We start from the raw sequence: 15,221 nt of genomic DNA, 5'->3' as shown, positions 1-15,221 counted from the left end.
ACCTCCCGTGATGGACTCCGTTGACGATCCGGAACTCTAGGGCGTCATGACCAGCGGACCCAGCGACTTTCCGCCCGCCGTCACGGCCACCGCAGCAGCCTCTCCGCGATCATCACCTCCCGCTCCTCCTGCCCTTCGGGTCGCAGGCGGCCACCCCGGGTGAGCATCACCACGCCGTGCAGCAGACTCCAGCCCACCTCGGCGAGGGTGTCCGGGTCCCGCCCCTCGGCCAGCGGGGCGAGGGCCGCCCGCAGCTCGGCGAAGACCGCCCGGGGCGCGGCCGGCACACCATCCACGCCGAGGGCGAGGTCGGGGGTCATCGCGAGCATCGCGTCATAGACCTCCGGATTCGTGTACGCGAAGTCGAGGTACGCGGTCGCGACGGCCGGCCAGGCCCCCTCGGGACTGCCGGTGGCTTCCGCGTGCGCCTCCGCCAGATCGGCGGCCAGGTCGACGAGGGCGCATGCGGCGACGGCGGCGAGCAGCGCCTCCAGATCCGCGAAGTGCCGGTAGACCTCCCCGAGGTCGATCGCTGCCCGCTCGGCGAGCCTCCGGGTGCTCATCTCCGCCCAGCCCTCGGCCTCGGCCAACTCCCGCGCGAGCCCGACGATCAGGTCACGCCGGGCCTCTTCGGTGGCGCCTTCGGTGGGTGCGGACACGCCCACGAGCGTAAGTCGACGAGACGGTGCGTGGTGGTGCGGTGACGGATTGGTGACTGGTGTCGTGGCGTCGCCGACGGGTCGTCAGTGCGGGTCGCCCGCGGCCGGGACGGCGTGCTCGGCGGTTCGGCTGACCTGCTCCCAGCCCGCCCAGGTGTCCATCCGGCGGCGTGAGATGTCGAACGCCAGGTCGTACACCATGCTGCCGAGCAGGAGCCGCAGCGGCGGCTCGTCGCTGTCGACCAGTTTCAGCAGCGCCTCGGCGGCCAGCCGGGGGTCACTGTCGATCGAGCCTTCGGCCCACTGCCGCTCCAGTTCGGTGCGCAGTGGACCGTATTCCTCCATCGGGTTGGTGGAGGTCATGCTGGTGTACAGGTCGGTCCAGTAGCCGCCGGGCTGCACGATGCTGACCGTGATACCGAAGGTCGCCGCCTCCATCGCCAGTGCCTCGCTCATGCCCTCCAGCGCGAACTTGCTCGCGCTGTACATTCCGGTGCTCGGGAAGCCACCGAGTGCGGCGATGCTGGAGATCTGCACGATGTGGCCGGCCCGTCGGGCGCGCAGGTGCGGCAGCGCGGCCTGGCTGACCCAGAGCGCGCCGAACACATTCACCTCGAACTGAGACCGCGCCTGGGCCTCGGTGAACTCTTCGAGCATGCCCAGGGACATGGCACCGGCGTTGTTGACGACGATGTCGAGCTGTCCGAAGTGCTCGACCGCAGTCGCCACGGCGGCGAAGACCGCCGCGCGGTCGGTCACGTCGAGCGGCAGGGCGAGCAGTCGGTCACCGTGGCGCTCGTCGAAGTCGCCTGCGGCGACCGTGCGGGCGGCAGCGACCACCCGGTCGCCGCGTTCGAGCGCGGCGGTGGTGAAGGCGCGGCCCAGACCGCGGCTGGCGCCGGTGATGAACCAGGTACGTGGTGCGCGCACGGTCGATCTCCATCCCTCAACAGAGACGAGACGGTCCGTCTCGCCGCTGGATGAGGTTAGGGCCCCTCTGACGCACCAGTCAAGACGATACGGTCCGTCTCGTGTCTGCTATCGTCGCCGCATGTCGACGCAGCACCGAGCCGCGCCCAACGCGGCTCGCCGGAAAGAAGCCTCGCGGCAGGCCATCCTGACGGCGGCGTTCGACCTGCTCCGGGAGGTCGGGTACGCCAAACTCAGCATCGAGGGCATCGCCTCGCGCGCCGGCGTCGGCAAGCAGACCATCTACCGCTGGTGGCCGTCCAAGGGCGCCGTCATCTTCGACGCCTTCCTCCTGCTCAGCGCCAGCGAGGGCGAGCCGCCGGTCCTGCCCGACACCGGCGACCTGGAAGCCGACCTGAGCACGGTGCTACGCGCCACCGTCGACGAGCTGAACGATCCCCGCTACGACCAGCCGATGCGGGCGTTGGCCACCGAGATCGCGCACGATCCCGACCTGGCCGCCGTCTACGTCGAACGGTTGGACGGGCCGTTGAAGGAAGCCAAGCGGCAACGGCTGCGCAGTGCTCAGCGGGCGGGGCAACTCGCCGAGGACCTCGACCTCGACGTGGCCGTGGAGATGATCTGGGGGCCCCTGCTCAACCGCTGGCTGCACCGGGGCGGGCCGCTCACCGCCGAGTACGCCGACCGTGTCGTCACCACAGCCCTCAACGGCTTGCGCCCCCGCCAGCCCGACCGCTGAACCGACCCCGCCACCCTCACCGTCAGCCCAGGCCGCGCTGCCGGGCGAGCAACTCGACGGCGTCCTTCGCCTCCCGCAAACCGACACCGGTCGCCTCGCGGTACGCCTTGATGGCCTGGATCTTGCGGCCGGCGAGAAGCTCTTGCAGGACCGCTCCGGGGGCCTCGGGCTCCGGCTCGCGGATGTCGAGGTGCGCCATGATCAGATCCAGCTTGCGCTCGACGACGGCGAGCCTGCGAGCCAGCTGATCCGCGTCGGAACGACGACCACCGCCGGCGACCAGGAACACGAGCACGAGCGACAACACGACGGCGATTGGCACGGTCCACTCCATAACGCGCCATTGAACACGGGCGAGGGTCCTGACACCACGCCCGCCTACGACGGCACCTCGATGGTCACGACAGGTTCCTCTCCCGTACGGCGATGAGCAGCCGGTCCACGGCTTCCCGGTCGGGCTGCGCCGGCAGCGCGGTGGTGGCGGCGGCGTCGGCAAGCTCGGCGAACAGGTCCACCGCCCAGGCGGTGACCGCGTCCCACTCCAGCTCACCGCGGCGCACCGCGAGCAGCCGGTCGCGCAGGTGCCGCACGTCGACCAGGACCTCCCCGGTACGCAGCACATGCGCCCCGGCGACCAGCAGCCGGATCATGTGCATCGCCTGCTTGTGATTCGTCTCCCCGGTGCGCTGCCGGCGGGCCGCCACCCGGTTGAGCTGGTCCCGGGCATAACCGCCGTACGTCTCGGCGACCCGGCGCGACAGGAACACCCGCCGCGCCGCCAGCAACTCTTCCCCGTCCGCGGTGATCGTCTCGATCAGCGGGGACCAGAGCACCTCCAGAACCGTCGGGTTGCCCTGCAAAGCGAGCACGCAGAAGCGCTCGAACTCCCAGGAGAACTGCTCCACCGCCGGCCCGTCGAGGTGGGTGGGCGGCTTGTCCAGGTGCCAGAAGTCGCGGGTCGGCGCCGCGTACACACCACGCCGGTCGTAGTCGGAATCCGGGCCGTGCAGCCCGTACGCCCGCGACCCGACCACAACGGCGAGGACGGTACGCCGCTCGACAAGATCGATCACGTCCGACAACGCTACTCAAGCCCCGCCCGGCACGCGTGATCTTTTCCGGGCCGGGCCGGGCCGGTGCCGCGCCGTCTGTGACACCAAGCAGCCGTGGGCCGCCTCATCCGGCGATCTGTCACAGCGAGCGGGCCGGCGGTGTCTCGTGTTCGACCCGAGACGGAGGAATCCCATGAACCTGGCTCTGTGGATCGCGGCCGGACTGTTGGCCGCGATCGCCCTGCTCGGCGGCGTCACCAAGACGTTCGTACCCAAGCAGAAGTTGGCGGCGACCAATGGCGGAGGGTGGACCGACGACGCCAGCGTGGGCTTCGTCAAGACCCTCGGGGTCCTCGAACTCCTGGCTGCGGTCGGCCTGGTCCTGCCCGCCGTGCTGGACATCGCACCGGTGCTGGTGCCGGTGACCGCCATCTGCTGGGTCCTGCTGATGGTCGGCGCGATGATCACCCACCTGCGCCACGGCGAAGCGAAGTTCATCGTGTTGGATCTGGTCTACCTCGCTGTGGCCGCCTTCGTGGCCTGGGGTCGACTCGGGCCCGAGCCCTTCGGCGGCTGACCACCGAAACGGCACCCCAGCATGATCGCGCTCGATCCAGGATCTGGTCGCTTCCCGCACCGGGGACACCACTACAACAAGGATCGAGCGCGATCGAGGACCCGCCGACCGGTACATCGGCCTGGTCATCGCCTGACCACCGCCACCCCCGCGCTCACGCCCTTGCGGGCAGGGGCCGGGCAGGTCCGGGCCGGGCCGGGGCTGGGTTAGCGGCGCAGGGTGAGGATCAGGTCGGCCACCAGGGCCGTCCAGCCGGTCTGGTGCCAGGCGCCCAGGCCGGCCCCGTTGTCGCCGTGGAAGTACTCCGGGAAGGCGATCAGGTCCCGCCAGTCCGGGTGGGTCTGGAACAGGCGCGCCGCGCCGTAGATCGGCCGGCGGCCCCAGTCGTCCTGGGTGAAGAGCGAGATCAGCCGGGCCGAGAGGTCGTCGGCGATCTCGTCCAGCGACCGCTTCACCCCGGAGCGGGTCGGATACTCCACCTGGAGGTCGTCGCCGAAGAACGCCGCGTAGTCGCGCAGCGCGCTGATCAACAGGAAGTTCGTCGGCATCCAGATCGGGCCGCGCCAGTTCGAGTTGCCGCCGAACAGTCCGCTTGTCGACTCGGCCGGCTCGTAGCCGACGGAGAACTCCTGCCCGCCCAGGGTGACCGAGAACGGCTTGTCCAGGTGCGCGCGGGACAGCGTACGCAGGCCGAACTCCGACAGGAACTCGTCGCTGTCGAGCATCCGGGCGAGCAGTCGAACCACCTGTTCCGGGCCGACCATGGACAGCAGCCGCTGCTGCCGCCCGTCGGGGCCGAGCCGGCGGGTGCCGATCACCTGGGCGTACTCCGGTCGGTTGGTGAGGAACCAGCGCAACCGCGCGCCCAACTCCGGCAGCCGGTGCAGGGTCTTGGCGGTGAGCCGGGTGGTGGCGGCCAGCGGCAGCAGCCCGACCACCGAGCGGACCTTCAGCGGCACCTTCGTGCCGTCGGCGAGGCGCAGCACGTCGTAGAAGAAGGCGTCCTCGTCGTCCCAGAGCCCCTGCTCGTACGCGGCGGCGGCGATGTACGCGAAGTGCTCGAAGAACTTGGTGGCGGTGTCCACCCAGGTGCGGTCGTGTTCGGCGAGCACGATCGCGATGTCCAGCAGGTTGAGGGCGTACATGGCCATCCAGCCGGTGCCGTCGGACTGCTCCAGCACACCGGCCACCGGCAGCGCCGCCGAGCGGTCGAACGGCCCGACGTTGTCCAGCCCGAGGAAGCCGCCCTCGAAGACGTTGTTGCCGCCGGTGTCCTTGCGGTTGACCCACCAGGTGAAGTTGAGCAGCAGCTTGTGCATCACCCGGGCCAGGAACTCGTAGTCCCCGCCGCCGTCGATCTCGAACACCTTCAGCGCCGCCCAGGCGTGCACCGGCGGGTTCACATCGCCGAAGGCCCACTCGTACGCCGGGATCTGCCCGTTGGGGTGCAGGTACCACTCGCGCAGCAGGAGCAGAAGCTGCTCCTTGGCGAAGCCCGGGTCGACCCGGGCGATGCTCACGCAGTGGAAGGCGAGATCCCACGCGGCGTACCAGGGATACTCCCAGGGGTCGGGCATGGAGATCACGTCGAAGCTGGTCATGTGCCACCAGGCGCTGTTGCGCCCGTGTCGGCGGCCAGCGGGCGGCGGCGTGGAGCCCGGATCGCCGTCCAGCCAGCGCTTGACGTCGAAGTGGTAGAACTGCTTGCCCCACATCAGCCCGGCGATGGCCTGCCGGGCCACCAGTGCCTCGTCGGCGGTGGCGGCCGGCGGGATCACGCTGGCGAAGAAGCGGTTCGCCTCGGCCCGCCGCGCCCACACCACGGCCTCGAAGCCGTCGCGGAGGTCGGCCGGGGGTGGCGGCGCGGCGGCCGGCGGCGACGCGGTACGGGTCAGCCGCAGCCGGATCTGGCGCTGCCCGCCGGCCGGCACGTCGAGGACGTAGTGCAGCGCCCCCTTGGTGCCCTCCCGGGCCGGGTTGACGGTGTCCGCGCCGTTGACCACGTGGTCGTTGATGCCGTCCTTCGGGTACGCCGAGCGGCCGGGCAGCCCCCAGAGCCGCTCGGCGTTGGTGTCGTTGTCGCAGAGCAGCGGCACCGGGCCGCCGTCGCCCTCCAGCAGCAGTTGGCCCAGCACCCGGTGCTCGCCGACGAGCCGGGTGCCGTCGCCGGTCAGCCGGGGGATCCGGTCACCGCCGGGCAGACCCCAGGCCCACGTGTTGCGGAACCACAGCGTGGGCAGCACGTGCAGGGTCGCCGCCCGGTCGCCCCGGTTGGCCACGGTCACCACCATGCACAGGTCGGTCGGCGACGCCTTGGCGTAGTCGACGGTCACCGCCCAGTAGCGGTCCTGGTCGAAGATCCCGGTGTCCACCAACTCGTACTCGGTGTCGTCCCGGCCGCGCAGCGCGTTCACCGCGACGAGTTCGTCGTACGGGAAGGCGGCCTGCGGGTAGTGGTAGCGCCAGCGCATCCAGGAGTGCGTCGGAGTGCTGTCGAGATACCACCAGTACTCCTTGGCGTCCTCGCCGTGGTTGCCGCTGTCACCGCCCAGGCCGAACATCCGCTCCTTGAGGATGGGGTCCTTGCCGTTCCACAGCGCCAGGGCGAAGGCGAAGGTCTGCCGGTCGTCGCAGACGCCGGCCATCCCGTCTTCATTCCACCGGTAGGCTCTGGACCGCGCATGGTCGTGCGGGAAGTAGTCCCAGGCCGTACCGTGCTCGCTGTAGTCCTCCCGCACCGTCCCCCACGCCCGTTCGGACAGATAGGGACCCCATGCGCGCCAGTCCTGCTCCCCCGAGTCGGCCTGGGCGAGCCGGAGCCGCTCAGCGTCGGGTGGCGAGGCGTCGGAGGACGATCGGTCAGTGATCACGTACACATCCTTGACGCCGTCACGGTACTTGACCACAGCGGCCATTCTCGTCGTGGCGTGTTACACCTCGCCGCCGGTGGAGGAAAGTTGATCGACATTCGCTTCGGCCCGCAGGTCTGCGGCGATCTGGCAAGCGCCTCCAGCCGGGAGTGGCTGGTGCCCGACGGTCTCGGCGGGTACGCGATGGGCACGGTCTCCGGGCTGCGGACCCGCCGGTACCACGGTCTGCTGGTGGTGCCGGGTGAAACCCCGGCGTCCCGCCGAGTGGGACTGACCAGTCTCGATCCGGCGGTCACCCTGCCGTCGGGCGCGCGGGTTCGGCTCGGCGCGCACGAGTGGGCCTCCGGTGACGTCGACCCGCGCGGCTTCGAGTTGCTGGAACGCTTCGAGTTGGTCGACGGCCTGCCCCGGTGGCGGTGGCGGATCGGCGGCGTCGTGATCGAGCGGGAGGTGGCCATGCTGCCCGGCCGCTCCTGCGTGGCGGTAGTGCACCGGTTGATCGCCGGCGGGCCGGTCCGGCTGGAGCTCTCCGCCGCCTGCACCTGGCGCGACGCGCACGGCGAGCGGCGGGCCGACGGTCCGACGCCGCAGGTCGAGGCGGTGGCCGACGGCGCGGTGGTCGAGGGCGCGTACCGGCTCGCCGGCCCGGGCTGGGCACCGGAGGGGCAGTGGTGGCTGGGCGTGCACCACCGGGAGGAGGCCTCCCGGGGTCTACAGCCGGACGAGGACGTCTGGTACGCGGGGCGCTTCGTCGGCGAGTTGGAGCGACCCGGAGACACGGTCTCGGTACGGGCCTGGACCGCTCCACTCGACCTGGAGCCAATGTCGGCGGAGCAGATCGTGGCGACCGCCCGACGGCGCAACCGGCAGGTGGTGGCGACCGCGAAGCCAGCCGACGACGTGGAGGCCACCCTGGCGCTGGCCGCCGACGCGTTCGTGGTGCGAACCAACCACGCGGCGGTGGACGTGGTCGCCGGATACCCGTGGTTCGGCGCCTGGTCCCGGGACACGATGATCTCGTACGAGGGGCTGTTCCTCTGCACCGGTCGCGCCGACGAGGGCCGGGCGCTGCTGCGGGCGTACGCGGCGACACTCTCCGAGGGGATGCTCGCCAACACGGCCGACACCGGACGGGTGGAGTACAACACGGTCGACGGCACGCTGTGGTTCCTGCACGCGGTGAGCCGGCACGTCACCGTCACCGGCGACACCGACCTCGGCGACGAGTTGCTGCCCGCGCTGCGGACGGTCGTCGACGCCCACGTGGCCGGCACCCGCTACGGCATCGCCGTCGACCCGGCCGACGGGCTGCTCACCCAGGGCGCCCCCGGCACCGCGCTCACCTGGATGGACGCCCGCGTGTACGGGGTGCCGGTCACTCCGCGTACCGGCAAGCCGGTCGAGGTCAACGCGCTGTGGATCAACGGGCTGGCCGGGCTCGCCGAGCTGACCGAGTTGGCCGGGCAGGACGCGGCCGACCTGTGGCGGCGGCACAGGCAGGCGACCGCCTCGTTCCGGGAGCGCTTCCCGGCGCCGACCGGCTGGCTGCACGACGTGCTGGACGCGCCCGCGCCCGCGTACCCGCTGGGTGGTGCCGCCCTGCACGACGACGACGCGCTGCGCCCCAATCAGCTGCTGGCCTGGTCGCTGCCGTTCGCGCCGCTGGAGCCGGACGAGCCGACGCTGCGCCGGGTCGCGGCTGGGCTGCTCACCCCGCTCGGGCCGCGCAGTCTCGCCCCGGATTCGCCGGAGTTCGTGGGCCGGCACCGGGGTGGCCCGGCCGAGCGCGACGGCGGCTACCACCAGGGCACGGTGTGGCCGTGGCTGCTCGGCCCGTACGTGGACGCGTGCCGCAGGGGCAAGATGTCGGTCGCTGACGTATTGGTCAGTATTGAGGCTCATCTGACCGAATATGGGTTAGGCTCGGTGAGCGAGACAGCCGACGGCCTCGCGCCGCACGCCGCGACCGGCTGCCCGTTCCAGGCATGGTCGGTCGCCGAGCTGCTGCGGGTGCGCCGAAAGGGCCAGTAGCGCTTTACATGACCGCAACGGCGGTGTCTCCGCTGGTTATCTCGGTCCCGGCAGGATGGGGCCCGATCCAGACGCGACGGCGGCACCGGCTCGGTGCCGGTCGGCGCGCGCCCGGGGACAACTCAAAGGGGGCCGCCATGTCACCCGACGCCCACGTGATCGACATCCACCCCGCCAGACGCCTGCGGGTGCTGGTGCTCTCCTGGGAGTACCCGCCGGTGCTCGTCGGCGGCCTCGGCCGACACGTCCACGCCCTCTCCGTCGCGCTCGCCAACGCCGGCCACGACGTCACAGTCGTCACCCGCCACGCCGAGGGCGCACCCCTTGAGGAGTACGCCGACGGCGTCCGCGTCCTGCGCGCCCCCGAGGACCCCGTCACCTTCCCCCTCGCCACCAACAGCCTCCTGGCCTGGACCATGGCCTTCAACCACACCCTCACCCGCACCGCGCTGCGCGCCACCGAGGCCGGCACCTACGACGTCATCCACGCCCACGACTGGCTCGTCGCCCACACCGCCATCACCCTCTCCGAACACCTGGACCTGCCGCTGGTCACGACCATGCACGCCACCGAGGCGGGTCGGCACCAGGGCTGGCTGCCCGACGAGATGAACCGCACCATCCACGGCGTCGAGCACTGGCTCACCGGCTCCTCCACCCGGGTGATCACCTGCTCGGGTTACATGCGCGACCAGGTGGGCGCGCTCTTCGACGTACCGGCCGAGCAGGTCGACGTGGTGCCCAACGGGGTCGACGACCGGGCCTGGCGTGCCCGGCCGCGCGCGGTCGCGTCGGCCCGGGCCCGGTTCGCCGCGGACGGCCCCCTGGTCGGGTACGCCGGAAGGCTCGTCTACGAGAAGGGTGTGCAGCACCTCGTGCACGCGGTTCCCCGGCTGCGCGAGCGGCACCCCGGGCTGCGGGTGGTGATCGCCGGCGACGGTCCCTACCGCGCCGAGTTGGAGGCCGAGGCTCGCCGCCTGGCGCTCAACGCGACCGTCAGCTTCACCGGTTTCCTCGACGCCACCCAACTGCCGGCGGTGCTGGGCGCCACCGACGCGACAGTGGTTCCCAGCCTCTACGAACCGTTCGGCATGGTGGCGCTGGAGGCGGCGGCCGCTGGAGCACCACTGGCGGTGGCCCGCACCGGCGGTCTCGCCGAGATCGTCGAGCCCGGCGTGACGGGAGTGACGTTTCCGCACAGCGACCCGGACGCCCTCGCCGGCGCGGTCGGTCAACTCCTCGGCGACGAGGTCTTCGCCAGGCGGATGGCCCGACGCGCCCGCGCCATGGTCGGCGAGCGGTACGGCTGGGCCGCCATCGCGGCCCGCACCGCCAACAGCTACGCCACCGCCCGCCGCGAGCATGGTCCGCTGCAAGCCCGACGCGCCGCCGCCCGACTGGCGGGTGGCCGTAGCCGGATCGCCGTCCCGGAGGGCAATCTGCTCGCCGCCGTCGACCACGCCGCATGCTGAGTTCTACGTCAAATGACCTATAGGTGACTTCCGATCCGCTGGTTAGGGTGTAGCCCGGACAGCGGCTGAGGAGGAGCGTGCGCAGGTGCTGATCGCTGGTCGGTACCGGCTGCTCGACCTGGTGGGTCGCGGAGGCATGGGTCGGGTGTGGCGAGCCCGCGACGAGATGCTGCACCGCGACGTCGCCGTCAAGGAGGTCGTCCCGCCGACGTGGCTGACCGACCACGATCGGGCCGAGGTGCGCTCGCGCACCCTGCGGGAGGCGCGCACCGCGGCCCGGCTCAACCACCCCGCCGTGGTCCGGCTCTACGACGTCGTCCCGGTCGAGGGCAGCCCGTGGATCGTGATGGAGTACGTCCCCTCGCGCACCCTGCAGGACGTCCTCGACGGCGAAGGGCCGCTGGAACCGGCCCGCGCCGCCCGGATCGGCCTGGCCCTGCTCGACGCGCTGCGGGCCGCGCACGCCGCCGGGGTGCTGCACCGCGACGTCAAACCGCAGAACGTGCTCATGGCCCACGACGGGCGGGTGATGCTCACCGACTTCGGGCTGGCCACCTTCGACGGCGGCGACGGCGCGATGACCCGCCCCGGAATGGTGGTCGGCTCCCCGCAGTACGTCGCCCCGGAGCGCGCCGCGGAAGGCGTGTCCACCGTGGCCGCCGACCTGTGGTCACTCGGCGCCACCCTGCACGCCGCAGTGGAGGGCCGCTCCCCGTACGCCCGCAGCAACGCGATGGCCACGCTCAGCGCGTTGGCCGCCGGTCCGCCGGACCCGGCACCCCACGCCGGGCCGCTCGCGCCGGTCCTCGCCGGGCTGCTGCGCCGCGACCCGCGCCAACGCCTCGGCCACGACGAGGCCCACGAGCTGCTCACCGCCGCCGCGACCGGCCGTACCCTCCCGCATCCAGCGGCCCCGGCGCAGGCGGCCCCGGCCGACTCGACGCCGCGGCCGGAGGACGTGGCCGGCTGGGACCCCACCATCCCGTTGCCCGAGCCCGACGCATCCGGCGCCCGTCCGGCGGACACCCGTCAGGACGACACCCGTCCGGGCAAAACCAGCCCGGTCGACGCCAGCCCGGCCGACACCCGTTCGGGCAAAACCAGCGCGGCCGACACCAGCCCGGGCGACGCCGGCCCGGCCGACACCCGCGCGGCCGATGCCCGGCCAGCCGACACCGGCCCGGGTGGCGTGTCTCCGGCGGAGGTGGCCTCCCCCGCACCGGCTGCGGTGCCCGCCCGATCGGGAGGGCGGTCCACGGCACGCCGGGCCACCCTCGTCGTCACCGCGCTGCTGGTAGCGGCCGCAGCCGGCATCGGCACCGCGCTGGCGTTCGACGGCGACGGCCCGAGCGACACCGCCGCCCAACCCACCGCGTCGACGCCGGACCATCTGCCCGGCGACCGCGACGGGCCGTACGGTGACGGGCCGCCGCCCGGGGACGCCCGGGGATGGCCCCTCCCGCCGCCGGATGGTCGGGACATCGCCCCTCCGCCATTTGCCTGCGTACGCCCGGACATCGTCGGCGCGCCGGTGCCGGCCGCATCGCCGCCACGAGGCGAGCGGTTGCGGCCTCCGCCCGGCTGGGTCTGGCACGCCGACACCGCTGGCTTCCGGGTCTCCGTACCGGCGACCTGGCGCTACTCCCGCGACGGCGCCGCGGCCTGCTTCCAGGACCCGGCGACCGGCCGGGCCTTCAGCGTCACCGAGGGTGGCGCGTCCGACCCGATGACCCGGCTGCGCGCGCTGCGCGACGCGGCGGCCACGGCCGGGGCCCTGGTGGGGTACGACGAGATTCGGCTCGCCCTCACCGGCGCGGGCGCGGAGTGGGAGTGCCGGTGGCGGACCCCGCACGGCGGAATGCTGCACGCACGGCAACAGGTGGTCGGAAGCAAGCGCTGGACCCTGGGCTGGATCACCCACGACAGGGACTGGACGGCCGCCGGCGCGGACTGGACGACGGTGCGAAACAGTTTCCGACCACCCCCCTGACCTGCGCCGGACGGCCGTGGCTGAGCCCCTGTCCGACATGGATCGAGGCCGCTCAGCGGATGAGAAATCCCGCATCGGTGGTTATCGTGTAACTCGGGGTGACCGAGGGGGCGCGACCGTGCAGCAGTTGCTGATCGCGGGTCGGTACCGGCTGCTCGACCTGGTCGGCATCGGCGGGATGGGCCGGGTGTGGCTGGCCCGCGACGAGATGTTGCACCGCGACGTCGCGGTGAAGGAGGTCGTGCCGCCGTCCTGGCTGGCCGAGTCCGACCGCGCGGATCTACGGTTTCGGACGCTGCGCGAGGCCCGCACGGCCGCGCGGCTCAACCACCCCAATGTCGTACGCATCTACGACGTCGTGCACGACCGGGACAGCCCGTGGATCGTGATGGAGTACGTGCCGTCCCGGTCGGTGCAGCAGATCATCAGCGCCGAGGGTCCGCTGAGTCCGCAGCGTACGGCGCGGATCGGGTTGGCGGTGCTCGCCGCGTTGCGGGCCGCCCACACCGCCGGTGTGCTGCACCGCGACGTCAAGCCGCACAACGTGCTGGTCGCCGACGACGGGCGGGTGGTGCTCACCGACTTCGGGCTGGCGACTTTCGACGGTGGCGACGGGGCGATGACCGGTCCGGGCATGGTCTTCGGCTCACCGCAGTTCGTCGCACCGGAGCGGGCCCGCGAAGGTGTGTCGGACCCGCGTACCGACCTGTGGTCGCTGGGCGCGACCCTCTACGCGACGGTCGAGGGGCAGTCCCCGTACGCCAGATCCAGCGCGATGGCGACGCTCAGCGCGTTGGCCGTCGAACCGCCGGACCCGATGCGCCGTGCCGGGCCGTTGCGTCCCGCCCTCACCGGCCTGTTGCAGCGCGACCCGTGGCGGCGGTTGACCGCCGCCGAGGTGGAGCCGCTGCTGCGCGCCGCCTCGGCGGGCCACGACCAGCCCACCGAACCGGCGCGCTCGGCGGCGGTGGCAGCCGTGCGCGACGCGGCCCGGTCCGCGTCCCCCACCTGGGTCGACCACCCGGATCAGGCCGATGACCCACCGACTCCGCCCGCCCGCCCGGCGGGACGCCGGGGCGGTAGGCGCGGACAGATGATCGCCCTGGCCGGGGCGTTCACGGCCACCCTCCTGCTCATCGCCGGAGGTGTCACGGCGGCGCTGGTGAACCGCCACGACGAGCGGACACCACCGTCGGGCTCCGGGGGCGGCGCGACCGCCACCCGACCTGTCGCGTTCGCCTGCGCGACGGTCCCGCCGCCGGCGGCCACCCCGGTGCCGTCGGTGTCTCCGCCGGCCGACTCGCGGTACCGGCTGCGGGACGGCTGGACCTGGCACGACGACCCGGCTGGCTTTCGGATCGCGGCACCGGTGGGCTGGGCTCGCTGGACGGAGGGTGCGGTGACCTGCTTCCGGGAGCCGAGCGGGGCTCGGGTGCTCAGCGTCGAGGCGGGGCCGACGCGGGTGGATCCGGTGGCGCACCTGAGGTCCGAGGAGATCCGGCTCGTCGGTGGCGACGCATTGCCGGGCTACCGGAAGGTGGACATCTCCGCGCTGGACGTCTTCGACGGCAGCGCGCTCTGGGAGTGCAGTTGGGAGAACGCCGCCGGCGAGCGGGTGCACAGCATCCGGTTCCTCGCCAACACCTCGCCCGGGCGCGCGTACACCGTCTCGTGGCTGACAAAAGAGTTCGACTGGCAGGTCAACGCGGCATACTTCGTGATGATCCGGCAGAGCTTCACACCCACCCTCTGACACTGTCCGTTGTAGACGACTCGGCGGATGCCCCTGCGGCACGGACGCTGACTACAGTGGCGTAGCTTTGGCGCTCAAGATCCCTGGGGAGGGTGAGCCGAGATGATGGGACCGTCGCACGCGCTGTCCGGCGCGGCGGTATGGCTGGCCGGGTCCTGGGCGCTGGACCAGTTCGCCGACTACCAGCAGTCACCGCTGGCACTGGCGGTGGGCACCGCGGTGTGCGCGGGTGGCGCGCTCTTTCCTGACCTGGACCTGTCGGGCAAGGTGACCCGCAACCAAGGTGGCGCCACCGTGGCCCGCACGTTCGGGGTCTTCTCGCTCTTCGTCGCCGAGGTCATGGAGAAGATCTCCCTCGGCGTCTACTACGCGACGAAGCTCAGCAAGGATCCGCGCCGCAACAACGGGCACCGGACGCTGACCCACACCATCCCGTTCACGCTGCTGGTCGGCTGGGGCACCACCACGCTCTGCGCCGCGTACGGCAAGTGGGCGGTGATCACGATCCTGTTCTTCATGTTCGGCCTCGCCCTGCGCGGGCTGTTCGACCGCTGGGCCGAGCGGGCCGGCTGGGTGATCGTGACCCTCGCGTCGGCCGGCGCGGCCTGGTTCACCTTCGTCAACCTGCCCGGCGGGCGGGGCTACCCGCTGATCGGCACGGCCGTCGGGGTGGGCTGCTTCGTGCACATCCTCGGCGACATGATCACTAAAGCCGGGGTGCCGATCCTCTGGCCTATCCCTATCCGACGCCGCATGTGGACGATGATCGGCCTGCCGAACAGCATCGCGCTGCGTACCGGCAGCAAGGCCGAGGTGGTCGTGCTGCGCACCGTCCTGACCGTGGTGTCGGTGCTCGCCACCGCCGGCCTGATCGCCCCCTCGGTGCTCCAGCGGTTCAACATCGACTTATGACCGGCGCGGCGCCATCGTCGCCTCCGGCACCACACGAGCGGGTGCCGGAGTCCTGACGCACGCTGCGGCTGCCCAAGCTGGCCGCCGCACACGTGCACTGGATGCCGCCTCCGCGCCCCGCCTCGCGTCCTCGCGTCCCGTGTCCCGTGTCCCGTGTCCCGTGTCCCGTGTCCCGTGTCCCGTGTCCCGTGTCCCGTGTCCCGTGTCCCGTGTCCCGTGTCCCGTGTCCCGTGTCC

At 72.1% G+C, this 15,221-nt stretch carries 12 protein-coding genes; 7 read left to right on the top strand and 5 right to left on the bottom strand.

Annotation, left to right across the window (positions count from 1 at the left end; genetic code table 11):
* Positions 1-80: 80 nt before the first annotated feature.
* Entirely contained in the window at positions 81-659 is a 579-nt protein-coding gene (locus ABZ780_RS00420; RefSeq protein ID WP_357012537.1) for a WHG domain-containing protein, read from the bottom strand.
* 84 nt (positions 660-743) lie between these two features.
* Positions 744-1,589 (bottom strand): SDR family oxidoreductase, encoded by an 846-nt coding sequence (locus tag ABZ780_RS00415; RefSeq protein ID WP_357482667.1) that lies wholly within the window; start codon positions 1,587-1,589, stop codon positions 744-746.
* Between the two features lie 121 nt (positions 1,590-1,710).
* Here ABZ780_RS00415 and ABZ780_RS00410 point away from each other — a divergent pair, with 121 nt between their 5' ends.
* Entirely contained in the window at positions 1,711-2,328 is a 618-nt protein-coding gene (locus tag ABZ780_RS00410; protein ID WP_357012535.1) for a TetR/AcrR family transcriptional regulator, read from the top strand.
* A gap of 22 nt (positions 2,329-2,350) precedes the next feature.
* On the opposite strand, the gene ABZ780_RS00405 is transcribed toward ABZ780_RS00410, so the two are convergent.
* Complete coding sequence (locus ABZ780_RS00405; protein WP_357482664.1) at positions 2,351-2,650, bottom strand: ribosomal protein L7/L12; 300 nt, start codon at positions 2,648-2,650, stop codon at positions 2,351-2,353.
* A gap of 76 nt (positions 2,651-2,726) precedes the next feature.
* Complete coding sequence (locus ABZ780_RS00400; protein WP_357482662.1) at positions 2,727-3,401, bottom strand: nucleotidyltransferase domain-containing protein; 675 nt, start codon at positions 3,399-3,401, stop codon at positions 2,727-2,729.
* Positions 3,402-3,573: 172 nt separating this feature from the next.
* Here ABZ780_RS00400 and ABZ780_RS00395 point away from each other — a divergent pair, with 172 nt between their 5' ends.
* Positions 3,574-3,957, top strand: coding sequence for a DoxX family protein (locus tag ABZ780_RS00395; protein ID WP_357482660.1), 384 nt, complete (start codon positions 3,574-3,576; stop codon positions 3,955-3,957).
* A gap of 206 nt (positions 3,958-4,163) precedes the next feature.
* On the opposite strand, the gene ABZ780_RS00390 is transcribed toward ABZ780_RS00395, so the two are convergent.
* Positions 4,164-6,872 (bottom strand): glucosidase, encoded by a 2,709-nt coding sequence (locus ABZ780_RS00390; protein WP_357012531.1) that lies wholly within the window; start codon positions 6,870-6,872, stop codon positions 4,164-4,166.
* Between the two features lie 42 nt (positions 6,873-6,914).
* Here ABZ780_RS00390 and ABZ780_RS00385 point away from each other — a divergent pair, with 42 nt between their 5' ends.
* The 5 genes from ABZ780_RS00385 to ABZ780_RS00365 all read left to right on the top strand — a co-directional run bounded on the left by ABZ780_RS00385 (position 6,915) and on the right by ABZ780_RS00365 (position 14,985).
* Positions 6,915-8,858 carry an amylo-alpha-1,6-glucosidase gene (locus ABZ780_RS00385; protein ID WP_357482657.1) on the top strand — a complete coding sequence of 648 codons (1,944 nt, stop codon included), beginning with the start codon at positions 6,915-6,917 and terminating at the stop codon, positions 8,856-8,858.
* Positions 8,859-8,995: 137 nt separating this feature from the next.
* Positions 8,996-10,330, top strand: coding sequence for a glycosyltransferase family 4 protein (locus ABZ780_RS00380; protein ID WP_357482654.1), 1,335 nt, complete (start codon positions 8,996-8,998; stop codon positions 10,328-10,330).
* Positions 10,331-10,415: 85 nt separating this feature from the next.
* Positions 10,416-12,320: a protein kinase gene (locus ABZ780_RS00375; protein WP_357482650.1), complete on the top strand. Its 1,905-nt coding sequence runs from the start codon at positions 10,416-10,418 to the stop codon at positions 12,318-12,320.
* 118 nt (positions 12,321-12,438) lie between these two features.
* Complete coding sequence (locus tag ABZ780_RS00370; protein ID WP_357482647.1) at positions 12,439-14,073, top strand: serine/threonine-protein kinase; 1,635 nt, start codon at positions 12,439-12,441, stop codon at positions 14,071-14,073.
* Positions 14,074-14,175: 102 nt separating this feature from the next.
* Positions 14,176-14,985 (top strand): metal-dependent hydrolase, encoded by an 810-nt coding sequence (locus ABZ780_RS00365; protein ID WP_357012525.1) that lies wholly within the window; start codon positions 14,176-14,178, stop codon positions 14,983-14,985.
* The last annotated feature ends 236 nt before the right edge of the window (positions 14,986-15,221 follow it).

This window comes from Micromonospora sp. NPDC047467 (assembly GCF_040643095.1).
Taxonomy (GTDB): Bacteria; Actinomycetota; Actinomycetes; order Mycobacteriales; family Micromonosporaceae; genus Micromonospora.
Note: the sequence above shows the minus strand (reverse complement) of the source record. Positions and strands in the feature narration are given on the sequence as shown.